Source organism: Brenneria salicis ATCC 15712 = DSM 30166 (assembly GCF_003315515.1).
Classification (GTDB): Bacteria; Pseudomonadota; Gammaproteobacteria; order Enterobacterales; family Enterobacteriaceae; genus Brenneria; species Brenneria salicis.
Window position 1 is genome coordinate 53,016 of the sequence record NZ_QNRY01000013.1, and the last position, 25,158, is coordinate 78,173.

Genomic DNA, 25,158 nt, shown 5'->3' on the forward strand with positions numbered 1-25,158 from the left:
CGGCGGCGTCACTGGATAACGCTGGCAGTCTGAACCCGACTAAGAGAGACAGCGTGATAAGTGATCGTGTAATAGATGATTTTGCCACCGATGGGGCGTTAGCCAGGGCAATTAGCGGATTCAAACCGCGCGAGCCACAACGACAAATGGCGCAGGCGGTGGTTCAGGCCATTCACGGCAAACAGGCGCTGGTGGTAGAGGCGGGAACCGGCACCGGAAAAACATACGCTTATCTGGCCCCGGCATTGCGATCGGATAAAAAAGTCATTATTTCGACCGGTTCGAAAGCCCTTCAGGATCAGCTTTACCGTCGGGATTTGCCCACGGTGGCCCAGGCGCTGAAATACCAGGGCAAACTGGCGTTGCTGAAAGGCCGTTCCAATTACCTTTGTATCGAACGACTCGAACAGCAATCGCTGGCGGGCGGGGAGTTGTCCGCGGAACTGCTCAGCGAGTTGGTCCGCTTGCGAGGCTGGTCTTCTGCAACCACGGAAGGTGATGTCGCCACCTGTGACGGCGTGGCGGAAGACAGCCCAATCTGGCCGCTGGTAACCAGCACCAACGACAACTGTCTGGGCAGCGACTGTCCGCATTACAAAGACTGCTTTGTGGTAAAGGCACGCCGTAAAGCAATGGATGCGGATATCGTAGTGGTGAATCACCATCTTTATCTGGCGGATATGGTGGTTAAAGAGAGCGGGTTTGCCGAATTGATCCCAGAAAGCGAGGTGGTCATTTTCGATGAAGCTCATCAGATCCCGGATATCGCCAGCCAGTATTTTGGTCAGCAGCTTTCCAGCCGCCAACTACTGGATTTGGCAAAAGACATCACCATTGCCTATCGCACGGAAGTACGGGACGCGCAGCAACTCCAGAAAAGCGCCGATCGCCTGAGCCAGAGTACCCAGGATTTTCGTTTGGCGCTTGGCGATCCCGGTTTTCGCGGCAACCTGCGCGACGTGCTTAACCAACCCCATCTTCAGCGTGCGCTGGTGCTGTTGGATGATGCGCTGGAACTGTGTTATGACGTCGCCAAACTGTCGCTGGGTCGCTCTGCGCTGCTTGATGCGGCCTTTGAGCGCGCCACCTTGTACCGCAGTCGCCTGAAACGTTTGCGCGATGTGCAGCAGCCGGGTTACAGCTACTGGTATGAGTGCAATTCCCGCCACTTTGTGTTGGCGTTGACGCCGCTGTCCGTTGCCGATCGTTTCCGGGAATTGATGAAAGAAAAGCCCGCAGCCTGGATATTTACTTCCGCGACGCTCTCCGTTAACGAACAACTGACGCATTTTACCGAACGATTGGGCCTGGACGCGGCCAATACTCTGTTGCTGCCCAGCCCGTTCGATTATGCGAGTCAGGCGTTGCTTTGTGTGCCGCGTTATTTGCCGCAAACTCATCAGCCGGGTGCGGCGCATAAGTTGGCAGGTTTATTGCGACCGTTGATTGAGGCTAATCAGGGACGTTGTTTTATGCTGTGCACCTCGCATCAAATGATGCGCGATCTGGCCGCCGAATTCCGCGCCACCCTGACCTTGCCCGTTCTGTTGCAGGGAGAAACCGGCAAAGCGCAGTTGCTGTCTCAGTTTGTGTCGGCGGGGAATGCGTTGCTGGTGGCGACCAGCAGTTTCTGGGAAGGCGTGGACGTGCGCGGCGACGCGCTGTCCTGCGTGATCATCGATAAATTACCCTTTACTTCGCCTGATGACCCGTTATTGAAAGCGCGTATCGAAGATTGCCGTCTGCGTGGCGGCGAACCGTTCGACGACGTCCAACTGCCTGATGCGGTGATCACGTTAAAACAGGGCGTTGGCCGTTTGATCCGCGACACGGATGATCGCGGCGTTCTGGTGATCTGCGATAACCGACTGGTGATGCGTCCGTATGGCGAGGTTTTCCTTAATAGCCTGCCGCCCGCTCCTCGTACCAGAGATATGGCGCAGGCCATTGCGTTTCTTACCCGCAAAGCATCACTGACTTGATGACTGACGGAACAAGGGCCTGAAAGGTGACGGCGATGGCGGCGGATATGCTATTATGCGCGCCGTTGAGATTTATTTACCCCGCCTGAGGTTGGCATGTCTACGCGAATTCTAGCGCTTGATACCGCGACGGAAGCCTGTTCTGTCGCGCTCTGGAATGATGGTGAAATTCATTCTTTATTTGAGGTTTGTCCCAGAGAGCATACTCAGCGTGTGCTGCCAATGGTGCAACAGGTGTTGGCCGAGGGTGGCCTCACGCTTGGTGAACTGGATGCAGTGGCGTTTGGTCAGGGGCCGGGCAGTTTTACTGGCGTGCGGATCGGCATCGGTATCGCTCAAGGGCTGGCGCTGGGCGCGGAACTGCCGATGATCGGCGTTTCCACGCTGGCGACGCTGGCGCAGGGCGCATTTCGTCGGATTAATGCTACTCAGGTGTTAGCCGCCATTGATGCCCGGATGGGCGAAGTCTACTGGGCGCAATATCAGCGTGATGCTGATGGCGTCTGGCAGGGCGATGCTTCCGAGGCTGTCCTGACGCCCCTACAGACGCAAACGCTGACGGCTGCGTTGCAGGGCGAATGGGTAACGGTGGGAACGGGCTGGCAAACCTATCCCGATCTGGTGGTTCACGCCGCGCTGACCCTACGGGATGGCGACATGCTGTTGCCGCGAGCCGAGGACATGTTGCCGCTGGCGTACCGGCAATGGCGAGCCGGACAAGCCGTAAGCGTTGAACTGGCCCAGCCGCGTTATCTGCGTAACGACGTGGCCTGGAAAAAACTGCCGGGACGCTGAGATCCGTCTTTGCTGAGACCATCTTTGCTGAAACTTCGGTCGCCGCGTTCCACGTCCCGGATGGTCCCGGCCAGAAGAAAACAGCAACTTATTCGATGCGATATAGTCTAATGAACGGACATTGAAGAAGGGGCATGTGATGATTACGATTTCAATGCATGTGAAGCCTCACAACCTGTCAGTGCAGGCCGTGCGCGGTCTTGTCGTTGCCGCCGTGTTACTACTGTCTGGCTGCGTCAGTGTGCCTGAGGCGATAAAAGGAACGTCCCCAACGCCACAGGACGATCTTGTGCGGGTAATGAATGCGCCGCAATTGTATGTCGGGCAGGAGGCGCGTTTTGGTGGCCGGGTGGTGAGTATCCGTAATGAAGTTAACCGAACCCGATTGGAAATCGCCAGCCTGCCGCTTGATAGCGGCGCCAGACCTCGGCTGGATCTCCCTTCCGAGGGGCGCTTCATTGCCTATGTGAATCGTTTCCTGGAACCGATCGATTTTCAGAATCAATTGGTTACTGTCGTCGGCCTCATTACGGGATCGGAGCACGGTGCCATCGGTGACAAACCGTATCGCTTTGTCGTGGTGGACGTACAGGGATACAAACGTTGGAATGTGGTGCAGCGGGTCGTCATGCCGCCTGGCGCTTATGGCCCGTGGGGATGGGATGCTCGCTATGGCCATGGCTGGGGGCCCGGATGGGGATTCGGCGGCGGTTGGTATGGTCCTGCGCAAGTTGAGGATGTTGTAACAGAATAAACGCTGTTGCAGATGAAGAAATTCAGGCGACTAAGGTTGCCTGATTTTTTTTGAACTAATGACTAACATCAAATCAGTGATCGGCCTCGCAACCTGGAGATTAATTGTTAATTAACTGATTATTTTAGTTAAAGTAATGTTAATAAATGTTCAATGCCGAGGTGCTTGCGATGCCATTAAAAAAATATCTTGGGAGTGACGTCTTGGACAAAATCTGGCTGTCTCGCTATCCGGCCTCGGTGCCTGCGGAAATCGACCCGGACCGTTTTGCCTCACTAATCGATATGTTTGAAAGCACGGTAACGCGCTATGCCGATCAGACCGCATTCATCAACATGGGTGAGGTGATGACGTTCCGCAAGCTGGATGAGCGTAGCCGGGCCTTTGCCGCCTATCTGCAAAATCGGCTTGGCCTGAAGAAGGGCGACCGTGTTGCCTTGATGATGCCCAATCTGTTGCAGTATCCGGTGGCGCTGTTTGGCGTACTGCGGGCGGGGATGGTGGCGGTGAATGTGAATCCGCTGTATACCCCGCCGGAACTGGAGTACCAATTGAAAGACAGCGGAGCCAGCACCATCGTTATCGTATCCAATTTCGCGCATACGCTGGAAAAGGTGGTGGCGAATACGTCGGTAAAGCACGTTATTCTGACTCGCATGGGGGATCAGCTTTCTACCGCCAAAGGCACGCTGGTGAATTTTGTCGTCAAATATATCAAGCGGCTGGTGCCAAAATATCATCTGCCGGATGCTATTTCGTTTCGTCGGGTCATGCAAGAAGGACGACGCCTGCAATATGTGAAGCCGGACATCATCAATACCGATCTGGCTTTTTTGCAATACACCGGCGGCACGACAGGCGCTGCCAAAGGCGCGATGTTGACCCATCGCAATATGCAGGCGAATCTTGAACAGTGTAAAGCGGCTTACGGCCCCGTCCTGCAGGAAGGACAAGAACTGGTGGTGACGGCATTGCCGCTGTATCACATTTTCGCGTTGACCGTGAATTGTCTGCTGTTTTTTGAACGGGGCGGAAAAAATCTGCTGATCACCAATCCTCGTGATATTCCGGCGGTGGTCAAGGCGTTGAGCCAGTATCCGTTTACGACCATCACCGGGGTGAACACGCTATTCAATGCCTTGCTGAATAACAAGGCATTTTGCGAACTCGATTTTTCCACGCTGCGATTGTCTGTCGGCGGTGGGGCGTCGGTACAGCAGGCGGTTGCCGAACGTTGGGAAAAGCTCACGGGTAAACATCTGCTGGAAGGTTATGGGTTGACGGAAAGTTCGCCATTGGTATCAGGCAATCCCTATGATATGACCTCGTATAATGGCAGCATCGGATTACCGGTTCCTTCCACCGATGTGCGCATCATTGATGATAATGGCAATGATGTCGGCCCCGGCGAATCCGGTGAGCTATGGGTCCGCGGTCCGCAGGTGATGCTGGGTTATTGGCAGCAACCCGCGGCAACCGATGAAGTGCTAAAAGATGGTTGGTTGGCGACAGGTGACATCGTCACTTCTGATGAGCAAGGCTTTTTGCGTATTATTGACCGCAAGAAGGATATGATCCTGGTATCCGGCTTTAATGTTTACCCCACGGAAATTGAAGATGTGCTGACTCGTCATCCAAAGGTTTCCGAATCCGCGGTGGTGGGTATACCCAGCGAATTATCGGGTGAGGCCGTGAAAGCGTTTGTGGTGCGCCGCGACCCGACATTAACGAAAGAAGAGTTGATTACGCATTGTCGCCGCAACCTCACTGGCTATAAAGTACCGAAAGTAATTGAATTTTATGATGATTTACCCAAATCAAACGTCGGGAAAATTTTGCGCCGGGAATTGCGCGACGTTCAGCCTCAGGCAGCAAAGGTGGTTAACGCCTAGTTCCGCGCGGATGGCGATGATTTATCAATAAATCGTCTGCCAGAAGCCGACAGGACACGTTATCATGACTATCGTCATGGAGCGGATTGGCGGGCAAACCACATCCGCAACTGCGTCATCTGGCCCGATTATTCTATTTACGCCGGTTTGTCCGGCGTCACTTTTTCTATTAATCAGCAATCAAGAGAATGATGTTTTGAATTATCAGTTGATCACCACCAATATCGGATTAAAACAAGTTTGTACACAAGCGCGTCTGCATCAACAGATTGCGTTGGATACCGAGTTCGTCAGAACGAGAACGTACTACCCCCAGTTAGGGTTGATTCAATTGTATGATGGGGAACAGCTTTCGCTTATCGATCCGCTGACGATCACCGACTGGCTGCCTTTTCAGGCGTTGTTGCGTGATGAGCGGGTCACCAAGTTTTTGCACGCCGGCAGCGAGGATCTGGAAGTGTTTTTCAACGCTTTTGATCTGTCTCCCGCGCCATTCATCGATACCCAGATCCTGGCCGCGTTTTTGGGTAAACCGCTCTCCTATGGTTTTGCCGCGTTGGTGGCTGAGTACATGGACGTGACGCTCGATAAAAGCGAATCACGCACTGACTGGCTGGCCCGTCCGCTGAGTGAAAAACAGTGTGACTATGCTGCCGCGGATGTGTTCTATCTGTTACCGATGGCCATCAAACTGGTCGAGGAAACCGAGGCCGCCGGGTGGACAAACGCTGCGCGGGATGAGTGTCGTCTTCTGTGCCAGCGTAAGCAGGAGATTCTGGCGCCCGAAGCGGCGTATCGCGAGATAGGAAACGCCTGGCAACTGCGTGGCCGCCATCTGGCCTGTCTGCAACGCCTGGCTGAGTGGCGTTTGCGTAAAGCTCGTGAGCGAGACCGCGCGGTAAATTTTGTGGTGCGAGAAGAAAATCTGTTGCAGGTTGCCCGGTGCTTACCGTCGTCATTAGGGGAAATGGATGCTCTGGGGTTGAGCGGCCCGGAAATTCGTTACCACGGTAAAACGCTACTGGCGCTGGTGGCGCAAACCAACGGTATTGCCGAGGCCGATTGCCCGCCGCCGGTTATCAACCTGATTGATTACCCCGGCTATAAGAAAGCCTTCAAGGACATTAAAGCAATGGTGCAACGCTACAGCGAGAGCAGTGGATTATCGGCTGAACTGCTGGCTTCACGGCGTCAGATCAACCGGGTGCTTAACTGGCACTGGAAATTAACCGGGCAGGACGCTGTACCGGAAATGCTTTCCGGCTGGCGCAATAATTTATATGGCGATGCCTTACGGGAGATTCTCAAGGAATGCTGAACGACGCTGATTGAAATTAATTTGCGCCTGACAGTAAAAGACCACGGCTGTTTTATGATGGCGCACAGAGGCGAAACCCCTGCAAAAATGAGCAGGGGAGATTAACAGCGGAAAAATTATTTGGGCGTTTCTTCCGTTTCCGGCAATGTGACGTTTAACTCAAGCACGGAAATATCATCGCCTTTTTGCTCAAGCTGAACGGTGACCATTTCTGGGTCAATCTGTACATATTTACAGATGACCTCCAGGATATCCCGTTTTAATTGCGGCAGATAATGAGGTTCGCTATCACCCCGACGTCGCTCCGCGACAATAATTTGCAGCCGCTCCTTGGCAATATTGGCTGTCGTTTTTTTGCGGGACAGAAAGAAGTCGAGTAATGCCATAATTTATCCCCCAAAAAGTCGTTTAAGGAAACTTTTCTTCTCTTCTTCAATAAAGCGGAAGGGACGATCTTCGCCTAATAGACGGTCTACCGTATCCGAATAGGCTTTGCCTGCATCCGCCTCCGCATCCAGAATGACCGGCTCGCCCTGGTTTGATGCGCGTAATACTGATTGATCTTCAGGAATAACGCCAACTAACGGGATCCTGAGAATTTCCAGCACGTCTTCCATACTCAGCATATCACCGCGGCTTACGCGACCAGGGTTATAACGGGTCAGCAGCAGGTGTTCCTTGATCGGCTCTTCGGAACGTTCCGCCCGCCGCGATTTCGACGACAAAATGCCAAGAATACGGTCTGAGTCACGCACGGAAGATACTTCCGGGTTGGTGGTGATAATCGCTTCATCGGCAAAATACAGCGCCATCAACGCGCCGGTTTCGATCCCGGCCGGGGAGTCGCAGACGATGAAATCAAAATCCATTTCGCCCAGATCGTTGAGCACTTTTTCGACGCCTTCGCGGGTCAGCGCATCTTTATCACGCGTTTGCGAAGCAGGCAGAATGTACAGATTATCAGTACGCTTATCTTTGATCAGCGCCTGATTCAGGGTCGCATCACCTTGAATAACATTAACAAAATCATAAACCACGCGACGCTCGCATCCCATGATCAGGTCGAGGTTACGTAAACCGATGTCGAAGTCGATAACAACGGTCTTCTTTCCTTTCCGGGCTAAACCGGTAGCAATGGCCGCGCTTGAAGTGGTCTTGCCAACGCCCCCTTTACCCGATGTAACAACAATGATGCGTGCCATAAATGTTTCCTTGTCAAAGGGTTCAGAACGTATCCCGGCAGGCGGTTTTCATTGTCACGGTCAGTGACACGTACATCTGCCAGCATAGGTGCTAGTCTAGCGATTGTTCAAAGCTCGTGTGTTTAAAACGATGTCCGTTTAAAACGTTTGTCTGTTCAAAACGAGTGTATGTTTAAATCATTGTCCAGCAGGTTCAGGTTTATCCTGGCAGTCTGCCCGACATAAGAAGCGGGTATCTGATCGCTCAGCCAGTAACGTCCGGCGATAGATACAAGCTCAGCGGCCAGATGCGTACAGAATATCTGGCTGTGCACATCGCCAGACACGCCAGCGAGGGCGCGGCCGCGCATCATGCCATAAATATGAATATTACCATCAGCAATCACCTCCGCGCCTGCGCTGACACTGCTGGTTACAATCAGATCGCAATTCCGGGCGTAAATCTGCTGACCGGAGCGTATCGGCGTATTGATGACCTTGGTTTTAACTGCGGCTGGAGCCGCCGCTACGGATTCGGGCGGGCGGCGTTGCGCTTTACCTTCACTCAGCAAAGGCAGGCCCGCCTGCGTAATGGCCTGTTTCAGTTGTTCGTCTTTACAGCCGCTGACGCCGACGACATGCAATCCGGTCGATGCGATAGCCTGTTGTAATTTTATCCAGTCGGTTTCCGCCGTCAATGCGGCGACATTAATGACAACGGGTGCATTTTTCAGAAAAGCGGGCGCCTGCTCGATCTTTTCCTGCAATGCCTGATAAATTACCTCTGGTTGGGGATCATGCAAATGAACAACCGATAAGGTAAAGCTGCTGCCTTTTAATTCTATTGGCGTTTGTGACATCTATCCTGACTCAGTTTCCGCATCTTTTAATCCCCAGAGTAACATTTAAAGCATGATATTCCAGAGCGCTGCAAGCATGTTATAGTCACAATTATATACAGGCAAGACGCCATTCCCATTAAACAGAGTAAAAAAGATGTTTTGTGTGATCTATCGAAGCACCAAACGTGACCAGACCTATCTTTATGTCGAAAAAAAAGACGATTTTTCCCGCGTCCCGGAAGAATTGATGAAAAGTTTTGGTACGCCGCATTTAGCCATGTTATAGCCGCTGGATGGCAGTAAAAAACTGGCGAATGCTAATATTGAAAAGGTAAAACAAGCGCTTAGGGAACAGGGCTTTTATCTACAGGTTCCGCCTCCGCCGGAAACGTTATTAAAGACGCTTTGGTAAATGTAAAAAAATAATACCGGTGTTTATTTTCAGATAATGCCTTAGTCATAATCTTACGGCGCAACATATTCAAAAAAGCAAGCACCGCGAATAAACCGGGTTTCTGGTTGAAATAATCCGCGCTGTATTTAATCCGTATCATCAGTAGTGACTTTACTCACTATTGTCAGCGATAGAAATCCGCCGGTTTGTCTTATACTGTGACGCTTATAGCAACAAGGTGAAACTGTCGTCAGAGAGTGACGACACACGCTGGCGAGAACGCTATTTACCACGATGAGGTTTACAGGATTGCATTTTATATGATGGTATTTGAGCATGATGCTATTGTGATAAATACCGTAGTTACCCAACAGACAGGGCAGGAGAATATCCATGTACCAACACAGAGACTGGCAGGGTGCGCTGCTTGATTTCCCAGTCAACAAAGTAGTATGCGTCGGCAGCAACTACTCGGAACACATCAAGGAAATGGGGAGCGCCACGCCAACCGAGCCAGTGTTGTTCATCAAACCGGAAACGGCGCTGTGTGATTTGCGTCAGCCAGTCGCTATTCCTAAAAACCTGGGCGCCGTCCACCACGAAGTTGAACTGGCGGTACTGATCGGCACGCCGCTGAAGCAGGCAAATGAAGAGCGCGTTGCGCGGGCCATCGCCGGTTATGGCGTCGCGTTGGATCTGACGCTGCGTGATTTGCAGTCCGAATTTAAAAAGGGCGGACAGCCCTGGGAAAAGGCCAAGGCGTTTGATGGCGCTTGTCCCATCTCCGGGTTTATTCCGGTCGCCGAGTTCGGTGACCCACAGCAAACAGAACTCGGCGTGAGAGTGAATGACGAGGTTCGTCAGCAGGGCAACACCCGTGACATGATTACGCCGATCCTGCCGCTGATTGCCTATATGAGCCGCTTTTTCACGCTACGGGCGGGGGATATCATTCTGACCGGCACGCCGAAGGGCGTCGGGCCTATTCAGTCCGGCGATATGCTGAAAATAACCGTCAACGATCGCACTTTGAACACCCGTGTCATCTAAGTCTCTGGCTATCCGCCCGCTGTGGGCGGGTAGCAACGCTTGTTCCCGTCAGCTAAACCCGTTATACAGAGCGCCCAAGAAAGATTAACTGGAAAAAAAAATGACTGAACGCCCTTTTTGGCAGTACAAGACATTGTCAGAGATGTCCGATGATGAATGGGAGTCGCTGTGCGATGGCTGCGGTCAGTGCTGTTTGAATAAACTGATTGATGAGGATACGGAGGAAATTTATTTCACCAACGTAGCCTGTAATCAACTGAATATAAAAAGTTGTCAATGTCGTAATTATGCGCGGCGTTTTGAATATGAACCTGACTGCATCAAGCTGACGCGCGAAAATCTGCTGACCTTCAACTGGCTGCCCGTCACCTGCGCCTACCGTCTGATTAATGAACAGCAGGCATTACCGTCCTGGCACCCGCTGGTTACCGGTTCCAAGGCGGCGATGCATGGTGAGCGTATCTCGGTGCGCCATATCGCGGTGCACGAAAGTGAAGTTGTTGACTGGCAAGGTCACATTTTGAACAAACCGGCGTGGGCCAGATAGCGATCCGGCCTGTGCAATTTCAAATATGCTGTATAATTTTAATACAACGGCAAACAGCACAGGAGGACAACAAATGATTAACTTTGAAAAAATCATTATGGAATACAGCGAGCAATATACTGATTTTGCTGCCTCCACGATTGCTTTTATGGAAAGCCAACAGAAAGTGATCAACGCTGATGAGGTATCGAAAAAGATTCCTAAAGAGAAGAGACAATTTTTCAAGGAGAGACTCGTCCACTACCGGCATATTTATCGCCCTCAGCAATAAAAGGCGCGGTCTGTGTTTTGACGCTGTTGCACTGAAGCCCAGGTATCGCCTGGGCTTGTTATTATCTTTTATAGCGGCTGAAGAGATCACGACGTTTAGGGCGGAAAGGCTGGGCGATCAGAACCAATATCGCAATCAGTAAATAGGCCGCGAAAATACCGACTAACCACTGCGGCATTTCCAGTGACAAAAACTGCCACTGACGTTCGGAACAATCTCCCGATGCGTTGAATACGGCTGGCAGCCATTTTTCCAGCGGCAGCCACGACGGAAAGCTGGCAAAAAAGTCGCAAGTATTAAAAGGCGACGGGTTGAGCAATATATCCGTTTGTTTCCAGGCCAGACGCAGGCCCTCGAATGCGCTGTATAGCCACAGCCCGATGGCGGGATAACGCAGCACGCTTTTCGGCGCGACCGCCCCCAGCAATCCCGCGCCCATTACGCCGAAAAGCGCCGCACGTTGGTAGATGCAAAGGACGCAGGGCCGCAACTGCATGACGTGTTGGAAATAGAGCGCGACCAACTCCAGAATCAGGGCGGTCAATGCCAATAATAACCAGGCGCCGCGTCCGCGTGAGCAACGGTTAAGAAATCGCAACATAACAAGTATTCCATGCTAAAAATGAGCGAATCAGCAGTGTAAACCGATTTGACGTCACCGCCATCATTTCACGGTGCAAAACGTAATAATGTATTCAGTAACGCTGTATTAAGTAACTATGTATTCAATAATAATGTATTTATTTGATTTTTCCTTTAATTCCTCTGCGGGCGGCGATGCTAGCGCTCTCTCTTCTCCTCGGCAATCTCTTTCCTGTTGTTCACTACTATACATGATGAGTATAAATTCAATGTAGCCCAGCTAAGCAGTGGCAACATATCCGAAATTTTTTATACTTAATGGCGTATATCGCCGTCGGCCCGAAGGGTTTTGTTCACGGTCACAGTTTTATCGCCAATTGGTTTGGCGTATGGCGGCGGTGCTATGTCATGTTTCGTTCATCTGGTATGATGAGATCAGCTTTCATCGGTAAATATCGCTACGGAATCAAACTCATGGTCATAAAGGCGCAAAGTCCGGCAGGATTCGCTGAAGAATATATAATTGAAAGTATATGGAACAACCGCTTTCCGCCAGGCTCCATTCTGCCAGCAGAAAGAGAGCTCTCCGAGTTGATAGGCGTAACACGCACCACGTTGCGCGAAGTGCTTCAGCGTTTAGCGCGTGATGGCTGGCTAACGATTCAGCATGGTAAACCGACGAAAGTCAATAACTTCTGGGAAACTTCCGGGCTGAATATTCTGGAAACGCTGGCAAGACTCGATCACGATAGCGTGCCGCAACTGATTGACAACCTTCTGGCCGTGCGTACCAATATTGCGGCGATCTTTATTCGAGCAGCGCTGCGACAACATCCTGAAAAAACACATGAAGTATTGACGCAGACCGGATCGGTGGATGACAACGCGGATGCTTTCGCCAAGCTTGACTACAATGTTTTTCGTGGACTGGCATTTGCCTCTGGCAATCCTATTTATGGTTTGATCCTCAACGGACTGAGGGGCTTATATATCCGCGTTGGCCGCTACTATTTTTCCAATCCCGAAGCGAGAAAACTGGCGCTGGATTTTTATGGCCGTCTGGAAGTACTGTGTCGTGAAGGGCTGTATGAGCAGGTGATGGATGTGGTCAGACGCTACGGTAAGGAAAGCGGCGCGATTTGGCATAACATGCAGAGCGCCATTCCACATGATATTGCTGAAATTCGCCGCTAAGCGAACATGGAAAATCGTTGCCTGCGATATTCAATGTCAACAAAATGACGGCCCGCGATAGGCCGTTATAAAAAAAGGGTATCCCGCAATCAGAATACCCTGTGTTTTTTCTTCCCGCTCAGGTGGTGGCGATATTGCGCGCCGGACAGCGCTCCAGCAACTCCACGCTGCCATCTTCGTTAACCTGTTCAAGATTCACATCAAATCCCCACAGACGATGAACATGTTTCATCACCTCAAATCTGCTTTTATCCAGCGGCGCACGATTGTGGGGAATGTAACGCAGCGTCAGTGAACGGTTGCCGCGTAAATCCACATTCCATACCTGAATATTGGGCTCCAGATTGCTCAGATTATATTGCGCGGACAACTCCTCACGGATTAAGCGATAACCCTCTTCGTCATGGATCGCGGCAATTTCCAGATAGTTGTTGTTATCGTCATCCAGTACGGTGAACAGCCGGAAATCGCGCATGACTTTGGGCGACAGGAACTGGCTGATGAAACTCTCATCTTTAAAATTCTGCATGGCGAAATGCAGCGTATCCAGCCAATCTTTACCAGCGACATCCGGGAACCAGTAGCGATCTTCTTCCGTTGGTTCCTGACAAATACGCTTGATATCCTGGAACATGGCAAAACCCAGTGCGTAAGGGTTGATGCCATTGTAATACGGGCTGTTATAGGGCGGCTGATAAACAACGTTGGTATGGCTGTGTAAAAACTCCAGCATAAAGCGCTCAGATACCCGGCCTTCGTCATACAGATGGTTGAGGATCGTATAGTGCCAGAATGTCGCCCAGCCTTCGTTCATCACCTGAGTCTGTTTTTGCGGATAGAAATACTGGCTGACTTTGCGCACGATACGCAAAATTTCACGTTGCCACGGTTCCAGCAGCGGGGCGTTTTTTTCCATAAAGTACAGCAGATTTTCTTGCGGTTCCTGCGGAAAACGACGGGCTTTTTCCGGGGAAACATCCTGTTCGCGCCGCGGCAGGGTTTTCCAAAGTTCGTTGACCTGACTTTGCAGATATTCTTCACGACTTTTTTGCCGGGACTTCTCCTCTTCCAGCGAAATTTTTTGCGGGCGTTTGTAACGGTCCACGCCGTAATTCATCAACGCATGGCAGGAGTCCAGCAGACGTTCAACCTCTTCGACGCCATAGCGCTCCTCGCAGCGCGAGATGTACTGGCGGGCAAAAATCAGATAGTCGACGATAGAGCCCGCATCGGTCCAGCTACGGAACAGATAGTTTCCTTTGAAGAAGGAGTTATGCCCGTAACAGGCATGCGCCATGACCAGCGCCTGCATGGGCATGGTGTTTTCTTCCATCAGATAAGCAATACAGGGATCGGAGTTGATAACGATTTCATACGCCAACCCTTGCTGACCGTGTTTGTAGCGTTGCTCGGTTTCAATGAATTTCTTCCCGAACGACCAGTGAGCATAATTGATCGGCATACCGATACTGGAATAGGCATCCATCATCTGCTCAGAAGTAATGACTTCAATTTGATGCGGATAGGTATCCAGCCGATAGGATTTCGCTACCCGATCTATCTCATCGAGGTAGACCTGCAATAGCTCGAACGTCCAGTCTGGTCCATCATCAAGACGGTTAGGTTTCTTTACCCGATTATCAGTCGATATCGCCATCAGCGCGCCCCCTATATGACTACCTGCACGGTATCGTACAGACATTATTAATCGTAGCTCAATCTGGTAAAAGTGATGAGAAAACGGTGGGTTGGGAATAAATATTCATAGGGTTAGCATGTATCATACGTTGTGTGAGCAAGGAATGAATAATAGATAAATGCTATATCTGCGCCTGATGACAATTTTTATCTAAATGCTACAGTAGTCTCCTATTCCACTGTTGAAGTGGTTTTTTATTCCAATGGATAGGTAATTGACCAGCATATTGCATGGTGATCAGATAAAAGATAGGGGATAAGTAAAAATGCGGGTTGTGATTTTGGGCAGTGGCGTGATTGGTGTCTCTACGGCATGGTATCTGGCGCAAGCCGGGCATGAGGTCACGGTGATTGATCGGCAGCCTGAGCCCGCGCTTGAAACCAGCGCCGGCAATGCCGGTCAGATATCCCCCGGTTATTCCGCGCCCTGGGCGGCGCCAGGGGTGCCGCTGAAAGCGATTAAATGGATGTTTCAACGTCATGCGCCGTTGGCGATCCGCCCCGATTTCACCGCCGAACAGTTGTGTTGGATGTGGCGGATGCTGCTCAATTGCGATAGTTGGCATTACACAGTCAATAAGGCGCGCATGGTTCGACTGGCTGAATACAGCCGGGATTGCTTGCAGAAATTGCGGCAGGAAACCCAAATTCAGTATGAGGGACGGCAGGGCGGAACACTGCAACTGTTCAGAACCGAGCAACAGTATGAGAATGCGGCGCGCGATATCGCGGTGCTGGAAGACGCAGGCGTGCCATATCAATTGCTCACCAATATGCAACTTTCAACCGTCGAGCCTGCGCTGGCCAACGTAACGGAAAAACTCACTGGCGGTTTGCGTTTGCCGCATGATGAAACCGGCGATTGTCAGATGTTTACCCGCCAGTTGGCTACGAAGGCGCAAGCGCAGGGCGTGGTATTCAAGCTGGGGCGTGAAGTTCGCCATTTGCAAGTGGAAGGTCGGCAGGTAAGGGGCGTGCAATGCGCTGGGGAAGTGATAACGGCGGATGCTTATGTCATGGCCTGCGGTTCCTATTCAACGGGCCTGCTGCGTGATAGTTTTACCATCCCGGTCTATCCGCTGAAAGGCTATTCATTGACCATTCCTCTGGCCGATGATGCCGCCGCCCCTGTTTCCACAGTATTGGATGAAACTTATAAAGTAGCGATTACCCGCTTCGATCAACGTATTCGCGTCGGCGGCATGGCGGAGATTGTCGGCTTCAATACCGCATTGAATCCGAAGCGCCGCGCGACGCTGGAAATGGTGGTCAGAGATTTATATCCCCATGCCGGTCATCTGGCGCAGGCTGAGTTCTGGACGGGGTTACGCCCGATGACGCCAGACGGCACGCCGTTGGTTGGACGTTCTCCGCTGAAAAATCTCTATCTTAATACCGGCCACGGCACGCTGGGGTGGACAATGGCCTGCGGTTCGGGACGACTGCTGGCGGATATTATTTCCGGTAAAACGCCGGATATTCAATCCGACGATCTTTCCCTCTCGCGCTACGCGCAATAGCGTTTACCCGGCTGGACGCGCGCGTCAAATCAACCCAGTCATCTGAATCATTCAATGACTGGGTTGCCCAGGTATAAATCAGCTTAGTGTTGGGACAACGGTGTAATGTTGCCTTTCAATTTACGCGTTAACAGCCGCGCCCACAGCGCCAGCAGCGCGGTGCACAGCATGACCACCGAAAGCGAAACCTTGGAGGGTAGCGGCAGCGCCATGGCCGTAAGCCCCAGCACCGCGCCCCCCGCCATCTGAAGGAATCCCACCATTGCCGAAGCAATGCCCGCCTCATTGGAATAAGGCTCCAGAGCATAACTGGTGGCGGGGCCCATCAGGAACGCCAACCCCGCACAGGCCAGCGCCACCGGCAACATGAAGCTCTGCCAACTGTTCTGCCAGTAAGAAGGCAGCCACATCACGCCAGCCAACATACTCAGGCAGCCTAACCCCATTAACAAGCTTCCCACGGTCAGGCAAGCGGGGCGTCCCGCTTTGCGGATGATGCGGTTGGCAAAAAAGCTCACCAGCATGATCCAAAATCCGTTACCACCGAATGCCAGGGAAAATTGTAATGGCGTCAGTTGCGCGTCATTCATCAGCACGACTGACGAAAAGGTGACGTAGGTCAACGCCATGCCCATCGCGCCCGCATTGACTAATGCGAAGCCCAAAAAGCGAGGCTCAGTGAGAATGCGTGCGTATTGCCGCAGAGGGATGCCGCGGGATGACAGGGTTGACGCCGGGCGAGTTTCCGGTAGGAAGAAAATGACCATCGCCAACAGAATGATGCTGTACGTCGCCAGAAACCAGAAGGGCGCTCGCCAGCCCAAAAACTCCGCTAACAATCCGCCTAATAGCGGCGCCAGCGCTGGGACAATATTCAGCGTGCCGTTAAGAAAACCGAAAGTTTTGGCGGCCTCGTCGCCATTCAGTCGGTCACGCACACAACTGAAGATGGCCACCGAGGTACAGCAGACAGCCATTCCCTGCAAAATGCGCGACACCATGAAAATTCCGGCGTTGGTCGCTAGCGCCGCCATACAAGCGCCAAGCAGGTAGATGACGACGCCCGCCAGCGTCATAGGACGGCGACCATAGCAATCTGCTAATGGACCGGCGGCGAGTTGTCCCAGTCCCATGATCAGGATGAACAGGGCGATCGTGGATTGGATCCGCGGCTCAGTACTGTTTAATTCCTGAGCGATGGTGGGGATCAACGGTAAATAGATGTCGATCCCTAATGGCCCCAGCAACACCAGAGCCAATAACAGCAGAACAAAATTTCGCATATGCAACAAAAACCTGAATGTTACTTCAATGTTTTCCTAAGGAAGAGCCTAGGATAGTGGTTAGGTCAGGGGAAAGGAAGCGTTATCTCCCCCTGATGTGGTTAAACCACACTGTATGTGACATTGTCACTTAGGCTTAAGGGAAAGAGATTGAATCAACCAGATTATCTCTGGCTGATTCTATTTTGAAGAATGAACAACGGTTAATGTCCTACCGTTTGTTTGCGGAAAAGTTCGCGGAATACCGGATAGATATCATCCGGTTCACGAATATGTTGCATGGCAAAGTTATCGAATTCGTCACGCAGCATTTCGTACTCACGCCACAGCGTCTGATGTGAACGCGGGGTAATTTCGATGTAGCTGTAATATCGCACCAACGGCAACAGTTGGTTGGCCAGAATCTGATGGCACAGCGGCGAGTCATCGGCCCAGTTATCGCCATCGGAAGCTTGCGCGGCATAAATATTCCACTGCGCGGGGTCGTAACGTTCATGCACCACTTCTTCCATCAGTTTTAACGCGCTGGATACAATAGTGCCGCCTGTTTCCTGCGAATAGAAAAACTCCTGTTCATCAACCTCTTTGGCTTGGGTGTGGTGACGAATATACACCACCTCGACGTTTTTATAGCTCCTGCTGAGAAACAGATAGAGCAGGATATAAAAGCGTTTGGCCATGTCTTTGGTCGCCTGATCCATCGAACCAGAGATATCCATCAGACAGAACATCACTGCCTGACTGGATGGTTCGGCCCGCCGCTCGTAATTTTTATAGCGCAGGTCAAAGGTATCAATGAACGGGACGCGGGCAATCTTCTGGCGCAGTTCGGCAATTGCCAGTCGTAAACGTTCTTCCTCCAGAAGCTGGGCCGGTTCGGTATGCTCCAACTGTTCAAGCGATTGCTCCAGCGCGTGCAATTCCCGGCGTTTGCCTGCCGTCATCGCCATACGGCGGGCAAGGGAGTTTTGCAACGAACGCACGACGCTGATATTGGCGGGTACGCCGTTCGCCGTGTAACCGGCACGATGCGTCTTGAATTCATTCATCTGCCGATGCTGCGTCTTCTTCAGATTGGGCAGCGCCAGATCTTCAAACAACAGATCCAGATATTCATCCTTGGATATCTGAAATACAAACTCGTCCTGACCTTCACCATCCTGACTGGCTTCGCCCTGCCCGGAGCCGCTGCCGCCGCCACCTTGCGGACGCTCGATGCGATCGTTTTGTACGAAGTGGTCATTCCCCGGATGAACACGATGGCGGTGTCCGCCGCGGGCCTGATGAAACATGGGTTCGTTGATGTCTCCATTGGGGATCGAAACGGACTCCCCACTTTCAATATCGGTCACCGAACGCTTATTAATGGCCTCGGCAATCGACTTTTTAATTTGCGACTTATAGCGGCGCAAAAAGCGCTGGCGGTTAACCATGCTTTTGTTTTTGCCATTAAGTCGTCGATCAATGAAATAGGCCATACTTCCCCCAAACAACATTGCCAACTTCATGCATCATTATGATGATTTCCTCACCCGCAGATACCATTCGCACAGCAAACGTACCTGCTTACGGGTATAGCCTTTCTCCATCATGCGATCGACGAAGTCATCATGTTTTTTCTGCTCATCCGTTGAGGTCTTGGTGTTAAACGAAATAACCGGCAGTAGTTCTTCGGTGTTGGAGAACATTTTCTTCTCAATCACTGTGCGCAATTTCTCGTAACTGGTCCAGTTTGGATTACGGCCGCTATTGTTTGCTCTGGCGCGCAGCACAAAATTGACGATTTCGTTACGAAAATCTTTGGGGTTGCTGATACCGGCCGGTTTTTCTATCTTCTCCAGTTCCGCATTCAGGGATTCGCGGTCAAACAACTGCCCGGTATCGGGATCGCGGTATTCCTGATCCTGAATCCAGAAGTCGGCATAGGTGACATAACGATCAAAGATGTTTTGCCCGTATTCCGAATAGGATTCCAGATAAGCGGTCTGGATCTCTTTACCGATAAATTCCGCGTATTTCGGGATCAGATAGCCTTTCAGATGCTCCAGATATTTCTCGGCCAGATCTTGTGGGAACTGTTCGCGCTCAATCTGCTGCTCCAGCACATAGAACAGGTGAACCGGATTCGCCGCGACTTCACTGTGATCGAAATTGAAAACGCGTGACAGGATTTTAAACGCAAAGCGGGTTGAAAGGCCGTTCATGCCTTCATCCACGCCCGCATAGTCACGGTATTCCTGGTAAGACTTGGCTTTCGGGTCTGTATCTTTCAGGCTTTCACCGTCATATACCCGCATTTTGGAGTAGGTGCTGGAGTTTTCCGGTTCTTTCAGCCGGGAAAGGATGGAGAAACGGGCCAGCGTTTCCAGCGTTCCGGGCGCGCAAGGCGCGTGAGCCAGTTCGCTATGGTTAAGCAGCTTGTCGTAGATTTTGACTTCTTCCGAAACGCGCAGGCAATACGGTACTTTCACGATATAGACGCGGTCAAGGAAGGCTTCATTGTTTTTGTTGTTACGAAACTGCACCCATTCCGATTCATTGGAGTGCGCCAGAATGATGCCGTTGAAAGGCAAGGCGGCGATGCCTTCCGTACCGTTGTAGTTGCCTTCCTGCGTTGCCGTCAACAGGGGATGCAGCACTTTGATCGGGGCCTTAAACATTTCCACGAATTCCATGATGCCCTGGTTGGCGCGGCACAGAGCGCCGGAATAACCGTAAGCATCGGGATCGTTCTGGGCGTAATGTTCCAACTTACGGATATCAACTTTACCTACCAGTGCTGAAATATCCTGGTTGTTTTCGTCGCCCGGTTCGGTTTTGGCAATCCCCAGTTGTGCAAGAATGGAAGGCCAGACTTTGATAACCTTGAATTTGGTGATATCGCCGCCGAATTCCTGCAGGCGTTTGGCGGCCCAGGGCGACATGATGGTGCCGAGGTAGCGTCGCGGAATGGCGTACTCTTTTTCCAGGATCGCGGCATCTTCCTGTGGGTTGAACAGGCATAGTGGATGATCGTTGACCGGACTGCGCTCGCCGTTGGCGCTAAGAATATAGATGGGGACGCGCTGCATCAGCACTTTCAGACGCTCCGCCAGTGAGGATTTACCGCCACCGACCGGCCCCAGCAGATACAGAATCTGTTTCTTCTCTTCCAATCCCTGAGCGGCGTGTTTTAAATACGACACGATTTGTTCTATGGCATCTTCCATACCATAAAACTCTTCAAACGCAGGATAGCGGGCAATGACCCGATTCGAGAATAAACGGGATAAACGCGATTCATGTGCGGTATCCACCATCACGGGGTCGCCGATGGCCATTAGCAATCGTTCAGCGGCATTGGCAAACGCGCTGCGATCCTGCTGGCAGATAGTAAGGAATTCCTGCAATGTGAACTCTTCATCCTTGGCAGCGTCGTAACGCTGACGATAGTGATCAAATATGTTCATAGCGATGCCCGTCCTTCGTCGATTAGCACAGATGATTAAGAGAGCGTGTAGAATGCGTGTGGCCCATATAATGTATATCCGCTCTCCTTCAAGTTGCCGTATTGCCGCACCTTGATATTGATGAGATATAATGCCCCCCGAAAGATGAAATCATCCTGAGTACAGCAACCCTTATGCCAACTTGCGATAGCGGGCCGTTTCACGATTTTTTTTCATGCATGCTGACCCGGAAAAATTCACCTTCTCTATTAAAGCTTAGTTTGCATCCGCAAAATTTCCTCTCCTCGTTAGACATATTTTTAAGACATTTCAATGACTCACTTCCTGACAATCCCGTGTATTACCCCGCAGGGTGGGCGTTGGAGCGGCATGTCATGCATTCGTCATAGGGCGATTTTCTTGATATAACCTGTTTGCTTATCTTATTTTTAATTGATCTTATCGCGTGAGGGTGGGCACAAAGGTGTCGCTCTAGGTCCTATCCTTATTCATCCCCATATGCAATAGGAAATAAAAACGGTGAAAAACTCTCATGTATGTCTGTTGGCGGCGCTTGTTTCCGGCGTTGCGTCATTGCCGGCTGCTTATGCTGCCGAGGTGTCCTTAGGCGTTGGCGCCGCGAGTTCAACTTCCGTATACCGCGGTGAGGATAATGACGTTTATCCGATTCCGGTATTGAACTATGAAAGCAAGCAATTCTATTTTCGTGGTTTGGGCGGTGGATATTATCTGTGGAATGATGGCGCTAATCGACTTTCATTGACGGCATATTACCTGCCGTTGGGCTTTAAGCGCGGCGACAATGATGAGCAGCAGATGAAGCAATTGGATAAGCGCCGTGGAACGCTGATGGCGGGCATGGCTTATAGTCACCGAGCCGACTGGGGCGAGGTTCGTACCGTTCTGGCAGGGGATACCCTGGATTACAGTAACGGTTTTGTCTGGGATACCACTTACCTTTATCGCTTCACGTTGGGCGATCTGAGCTTAACCCCCGGTATTGGCGCCACCTGGTTCAGTGAGAATATGAACCGCTATTACTATGGCGTCAGCAGCAAAGAGTCCGCACGTTCCGGTTTTGCTCGTTATCGTCCAGACGATGGCTGGTCGCCTTATTTGGAGCTCAGCGCGAATTACCAGATCAACTCAAACTGGAGCACCTGGGCGGTGGGGCGCTATACCCGTTTGTCTGATGAGGTGCAAGACAGCCCGATTGTGGATAGAAGCTACAATGCACTTATGAGTGTGGGTGTTAGCTATCGGTTCTGAACAGACTTAGCAGTTTTGGTGCATTGATTGCACAAAAATGGGGTGATTTCACCCCATTCGCACACTGATGAGGCAACAACTCTCATGCTGTTTGTTAAAAGGAGGACGATGCTCGATGACTAACAGGAAAGTGGCATTTCCAGATGGAATCACGGTTCCGGCTATTGGGCAGGGAACATGGCATATGGGAGAAAATGCCGAGTTGAGAGCGCAAGAGGTTTATGCGCTACAGGTCGGCATCGCGCACGGATTGACGTTGATCGACACGGCGGAAATGTACGCCGATGGCGGAGCGGAGGAGGTTGTTGGTGAAGCCATTCGCGGGCAGCGCGACAAAGTTTATCTGGTTTCCAAAGTGTATCCGCACAATGCCGGCGGTCAGCAAGCCATCAACGCCTGTGAGCAAAGTTTGCAGCGCCTGCAAACGGATTATATCGATTTGTATCTGCTGCATTGGCGCGGCGGTTTTCCGCTGATTGATACGATCACCGCCATGCAAAAGCTACAGCAGGCCGGAAAAATCAGACAGTGGGGCGTCTCCAATCTGGATATTGAGGATATGCGGGAACTGTGGTCGCTCAACGGCGGTCAGACTTGCCAAACCAATCAGGTGCTTTATCATCTGGCGTCGCGCGGGATTGAGTTTGATTTGTTGCCCTGGTGCCAGCAACATCATGTACCGGTGATGGCTTACTGCCCGTTGGCGCAGGCAGGCCGTTTACGTGATGACCTGCTGACGCATCCGACAGTAATGCGTATTTCCGAGGCGCGAGGAATAACACCTGCACAGCTTCTGCTGGCCTGGGTAATTCGTCATCCCGACGTGATCGCGATCCCCAAAGCCAGTAGCGAGCAGCATGTGATAGAAAATGCACAAGCACTGGCGATCTGGTTGACGTCGGAAGAACTGGCGCTGTTGGATCAGGCGTTTCCGCCGCCGACGCACAAGCAATATCTGGATGTGGTGTAGGGTAGCGCACCAGTATTGAAAAGGGTGTCTGCGCATCGGCCAACACCCGCTGGCGGCGGGGTTATTTCCTGATACGAATCAGGCTGGTCAATCGTGCCGGTGAACTGGCGCTGGCGATGAGCGGTTGATTAATGCACGCGGTTTCTACGCACACGAAAGTTTGATAACCATCGTCTGTCATATCGCTCATGGTATGCGATAGTTCCGCGCCGGGATTCCAGGCTACTACATCACTGTGGTTGATGTGGTGCACTTCGATTGTGCGTTGCATCACCGGATCATTAATCATGCTGACTGACTGCGGATGCGTGTAAATTCGATCGGTGCGGTCGGTAAACACCAAATCCTCTGACGCCGTCGACAGATTACCCTGATCGACCTTATCGATAAACGTTTCACCCAGACCGCTGATGCTGATCTTGCCGATATCGCCGATCTGGAAGTAAGTATGCAGTGCGCTGGTGATGCTGAAATCCCCATGCGCTTCCAACTCAATACGACATTCTTTACCCAGATGGAAATGCGCGATTAGCGTAAACGCATGCGGCCAGATGGCGCGAGTTTGTTCGTTGTCACGCAGCGTGAAGGCAAGTTGAACGCCGCCGTCATCTTCGCGGTGCGAGGTGAATTCCCACGGCAACAGTCGTGCAAACCCATGATTAGGTTTCGCAAACGGGCCAAACCAGGGGAAACAGATTGGCACGCCGCCGCGAATAGCCACCTGTTCGGCGAACGGTGTGTTATCGCTCAACCACAGCACCGATGCTTCATCGACGGGCTGCCAGTTCAGCAGGTGCGCACCCTGTAGCGCGATTGCCGCACGGACCTGCGGATGGTCAACCACGATGACGGGCAATTGCGCCAACTGACGTTGACTGATGGCGGCGGTAATAGGATTTGTGATGGGAGGTTTGAAAATTTTATCGTTCATGATATTGCCTTTTATGGTTGTTATCTATGAGCGCATAACGGCTCGTCAGGTGATTAGAAGTGAGATAAATAATACAGAGTCTGCGAGATAATTGTGGGACTACGTGGGGTGAACTGGGAAGAAACAAGATGGTAATTGTAATTCTCTTACAGTATGTGAAAAAAACAGGCCGGACAAAAAATTAAGAAATTCATCGTTCAGCCTGTTTGATTTTACTCCACTGACTCTGGTTCGTCATCAGGTTCACCATCAAACAGCTTGCCCTGCATCCTATCCAGTTCTTCCTTTCTGACACGCTTGACGACGCTGTAAACCCATTGCAGCGAGACGCCAAATTTACGCGCCAGTTCATGATGGTTCCTGCCGTTGAACTCGTGAAATATTTCTAGGTCACGCTGGCTAACTTTCCATGCCATCCCCATCGGAAAGTAGACATTCTGACCGCCCCAGACCTGCATCATACGGTTGGCCACCGCCTCGCCAATTTGGTCGGCGATGGCGGTGTCGATCTCGACTACCTCTTTGATGGTACTGGCAGTATGCTGAGCCAGTTCGACCAGCAATTCAGGGCCTTTGCTGCGGAAACTGTTGGTATCGTTGCTCATACTGTTTTCCTCGCTCGGCGTTGCCACTGTTTCAGCTTTTCAATGACGACGCTGGCCTGTTCTGAATTCAGCCAATGCAGACTATCGACACCGGTTTCACGTTTTACCCAACGTGCCAGTGCTGCTTCAGAACGGTCACGAATGATGTTCATATCCGCCATTTCCAGCCATAGAGCACGGATTTTTCGGGACTGAGGAGCATCATCCAATGGACGAGTACTGTTAGCCTTTTTCGCAGATTTAATTTTAAACCCACGTCTTTTCACCGCCTTCAGCACGTTATCTAACTGCGGGACTGTCATGTCCCGCGTTGAGGTTTTACCGGTTGTCGTGGTCAGCAACTGGCGGTAGGTCTCATCGTCAAGTCGCAGATCGCGTTTTGCGATATGAATGAGTTTGATCAACTGAGGTTTATTCATCTTCACCCTCGTTTTCATCTCTCTGGACTTCGCCACATATCAATACGGCATCAGGGCGGCGTTCATGGACGATATCCATCACTAACTGACACGACTCCCGGTTCAGATAAATGTCGTCTGAAACAGGGATTGCATCGCAGAAATCAGTACCGCAGGCAGATACCAGCAATACAAAACCGATAATCACGCATCACCTCCGCAGGCAACAGTAA

At 51.5% G+C, this 25,158-nt stretch carries 24 protein-coding genes and 1 pseudogene; 13 read left to right on the forward strand and 12 right to left on the reverse strand.

All coding sequences use genetic code 11. The features are described 5' to 3' along the window. Positions 1–53: 53 nt before the first annotated feature. From yoaA to rnd, 5 genes are all read left to right on the forward strand, one after another. Positions 54–1,982, forward strand: coding sequence for a DNA repair helicase YoaA (gene yoaA, locus DES54_RS07925; protein WP_113866209.1), 1,929 nt, complete (start codon positions 54–56; stop codon positions 1,980–1,982). A 96-nt stretch (positions 1,983–2,078) separates the two neighbouring features. After that, entirely contained in the window at positions 2,079–2,777 is a 699-nt protein-coding gene (gene tsaB / locus DES54_RS07930) for a tRNA (adenosine(37)-N6)-threonylcarbamoyltransferase complex dimerization subunit type 1 TsaB (RefSeq protein WP_113866211.1), read from the forward strand. A gap of 154 nt (positions 2,778–2,931) precedes the next feature. After that, entirely contained in the window at positions 2,932–3,531 is a 600-nt protein-coding gene (locus tag DES54_RS07935) for a Slp family lipoprotein (RefSeq protein WP_427846350.1), read from the forward strand. A gap of 203 nt (positions 3,532–3,734) precedes the next feature. Continuing rightward, positions 3,735–5,423: a long-chain-fatty-acid--CoA ligase FadD gene (fadD, locus tag DES54_RS07940; RefSeq protein ID WP_147247274.1), complete on the forward strand. Its 1,689-nt coding sequence runs from the start codon at positions 3,735–3,737 to the stop codon at positions 5,421–5,423. Between the two features lie 196 nt (positions 5,424–5,619). Then, positions 5,620–6,741: a ribonuclease D gene (gene rnd, locus DES54_RS07945; RefSeq protein WP_113866269.1), complete on the forward strand. Its 1,122-nt coding sequence runs from the start codon at positions 5,620–5,622 to the stop codon at positions 6,739–6,741. Between the two features lie 116 nt (positions 6,742–6,857). On the opposite strand, the gene minE is transcribed toward rnd, so the two are convergent. The 3 genes from minE to minC all read right to left on the reverse strand — a co-directional run bounded on the left by minE (position 6,858) and on the right by minC (position 8,782). Then, the gene (gene minE, locus DES54_RS07950; RefSeq protein ID WP_113866217.1) at positions 6,858–7,127 is read right to left on the reverse strand and encodes a cell division topological specificity factor MinE; all 270 of its coding nucleotides are present in this window, start codon (positions 7,125–7,127) and stop codon (positions 6,858–6,860) included. Between the two features lie 3 nt (positions 7,128–7,130). After that, positions 7,131–7,943, reverse strand: coding sequence for a septum site-determining protein MinD (minD, locus tag DES54_RS07955; protein ID WP_113866219.1), 813 nt, complete (start codon positions 7,941–7,943; stop codon positions 7,131–7,133). Between the two features lie 155 nt (positions 7,944–8,098). Further along, complete coding sequence (minC, locus tag DES54_RS07960) at positions 8,099–8,782, reverse strand: septum site-determining protein MinC (RefSeq protein WP_113866221.1); 684 nt, start codon at positions 8,780–8,782, stop codon at positions 8,099–8,101. Between the two features lie 136 nt (positions 8,783–8,918). On the opposite strand from minC, the pseudogene DES54_RS07965 reads away from it, so the two are divergent. The 4 genes and pseudogenes from DES54_RS07965 to DES54_RS07980 all read left to right on the forward strand — a co-directional run bounded on the left by DES54_RS07965 (position 8,919) and on the right by DES54_RS07980 (position 11,026). After that, positions 8,919–9,176 (forward strand): annotated as a pseudogene (locus tag DES54_RS07965) (YcgL domain-containing protein). Positions 9,177–9,551: 375 nt separating this feature from the next. Further along, complete coding sequence (locus tag DES54_RS07970) at positions 9,552–10,208, forward strand: fumarylacetoacetate hydrolase family protein (protein WP_113866223.1); 657 nt, start codon at positions 9,552–9,554, stop codon at positions 10,206–10,208. Between the two features lie 100 nt (positions 10,209–10,308). Further along, the gene (gene ycgN, locus DES54_RS07975) at positions 10,309–10,755 is read left to right on the forward strand and encodes a cysteine cluster protein YcgN (protein WP_113866225.1); all 447 of its coding nucleotides are present in this window, start codon (positions 10,309–10,311) and stop codon (positions 10,753–10,755) included. 73 nt (positions 10,756–10,828) lie between these two features. Beyond that, positions 10,829–11,026, forward strand: a complete 198-nt coding sequence (locus tag DES54_RS07980) for a DNA polymerase III subunit theta (protein WP_113866227.1) — start codon at positions 10,829–10,831, stop codon at positions 11,024–11,026. Positions 11,027–11,087: 61 nt separating this feature from the next. Here the strand turns inward: DES54_RS07980 and dsbB are convergent, their stop codons facing one another. Then, positions 11,088–11,627 (reverse strand): disulfide bond formation protein DsbB, encoded by a 540-nt coding sequence (gene dsbB / locus DES54_RS07985; protein WP_113866229.1) that lies wholly within the window; start codon positions 11,625–11,627, stop codon positions 11,088–11,090. Between the two features lie 455 nt (positions 11,628–12,082). Between dsbB and fadR the strand changes: the two genes are divergently transcribed. Further along, positions 12,083–12,802 carry a fatty acid metabolism transcriptional regulator FadR gene (gene fadR / locus DES54_RS07990; protein WP_113866272.1) on the forward strand — a complete coding sequence of 240 codons (720 nt, stop codon included), beginning with the start codon at positions 12,083–12,085 and terminating at the stop codon, positions 12,800–12,802. A gap of 118 nt (positions 12,803–12,920) precedes the next feature. On the opposite strand, the gene DES54_RS07995 is transcribed toward fadR, so the two are convergent. Then, positions 12,921–14,459 (reverse strand): SpoVR family protein, encoded by a 1,539-nt coding sequence (locus tag DES54_RS07995; protein WP_113866231.1) that lies wholly within the window; start codon positions 14,457–14,459, stop codon positions 12,921–12,923. Positions 14,460–14,766: 307 nt separating this feature from the next. Between DES54_RS07995 and DES54_RS08000 the strand changes: the two genes are divergently transcribed. Next, positions 14,767–16,020, forward strand: coding sequence for a D-amino acid dehydrogenase (locus DES54_RS08000; protein ID WP_113866233.1), 1,254 nt, complete (start codon positions 14,767–14,769; stop codon positions 16,018–16,020). Positions 16,021–16,103: 83 nt separating this feature from the next. Here the strand turns inward: DES54_RS08000 and DES54_RS08005 are convergent, their stop codons facing one another. The 3 genes from DES54_RS08005 to yeaG form a co-directional block, all read right to left on the reverse strand. Beyond that, positions 16,104–17,303 (reverse strand): multidrug effflux MFS transporter, encoded by a 1,200-nt coding sequence (locus DES54_RS08005; protein ID WP_113866235.1) that lies wholly within the window; start codon positions 17,301–17,303, stop codon positions 16,104–16,106. 203 nt (positions 17,304–17,506) lie between these two features. Further along, complete coding sequence (locus DES54_RS08010; RefSeq protein ID WP_113866274.1) at positions 17,507–18,781, reverse strand: YeaH/YhbH family protein; 1,275 nt, start codon at positions 18,779–18,781, stop codon at positions 17,507–17,509. Between the two features lie 36 nt (positions 18,782–18,817). Further along, positions 18,818–20,752, reverse strand: a complete 1,935-nt coding sequence (gene yeaG, locus DES54_RS08015) for a protein kinase YeaG (RefSeq protein ID WP_113866237.1) — start codon at positions 20,750–20,752, stop codon at positions 18,818–18,820. Positions 20,753–21,271: 519 nt separating this feature from the next. On the opposite strand from yeaG, the gene DES54_RS08020 reads away from it, so the two are divergent. Together DES54_RS08020 and DES54_RS08025 are read left to right on the forward strand one after the other, a co-directional pair. Next, positions 21,272–22,021, forward strand: a complete 750-nt coding sequence (locus tag DES54_RS08020; protein ID WP_113866239.1) for a MipA/OmpV family protein — start codon at positions 21,272–21,274, stop codon at positions 22,019–22,021. Positions 22,022–22,136: 115 nt separating this feature from the next. Beyond that, a complete protein-coding gene (locus DES54_RS08025; protein WP_113866240.1) occupies positions 22,137–22,991 on the forward strand; it encodes an aldo/keto reductase in 855 nt (284 codons plus the stop codon). A 61-nt stretch (positions 22,992–23,052) separates the two neighbouring features. Here the strand turns inward: DES54_RS08025 and DES54_RS08030 are convergent, their stop codons facing one another. The 4 genes from DES54_RS08030 to DES54_RS08045 all read right to left on the reverse strand — a co-directional run bounded on the left by DES54_RS08030 (position 23,053) and on the right by DES54_RS08045 (position 25,133). Further along, positions 23,053–23,922, reverse strand: a complete 870-nt coding sequence (locus DES54_RS08030; protein WP_113866242.1) for a D-hexose-6-phosphate mutarotase — start codon at positions 23,920–23,922, stop codon at positions 23,053–23,055. 212 nt (positions 23,923–24,134) lie between these two features. Beyond that, positions 24,135–24,527: a Mor transcription activator family protein gene (locus DES54_RS08035; RefSeq protein WP_113866244.1), complete on the reverse strand. Its 393-nt coding sequence runs from the start codon at positions 24,525–24,527 to the stop codon at positions 24,135–24,137. Then, complete coding sequence (locus DES54_RS08040; protein WP_113866246.1) at positions 24,524–24,946, reverse strand: gp16 family protein; 423 nt, start codon at positions 24,944–24,946, stop codon at positions 24,524–24,526. The genes DES54_RS08035 and DES54_RS08040 overlap by 4 nt, the downstream gene beginning before the upstream one ends. Further along, the gene (locus tag DES54_RS08045) at positions 24,939–25,133 is read right to left on the reverse strand and encodes a hypothetical protein (RefSeq protein ID WP_113866248.1); all 195 of its coding nucleotides are present in this window, start codon (positions 25,131–25,133) and stop codon (positions 24,939–24,941) included. The genes DES54_RS08040 and DES54_RS08045 overlap by 8 nt, the downstream gene beginning before the upstream one ends. Positions 25,134–25,158 lie beyond the last annotated feature (25 nt).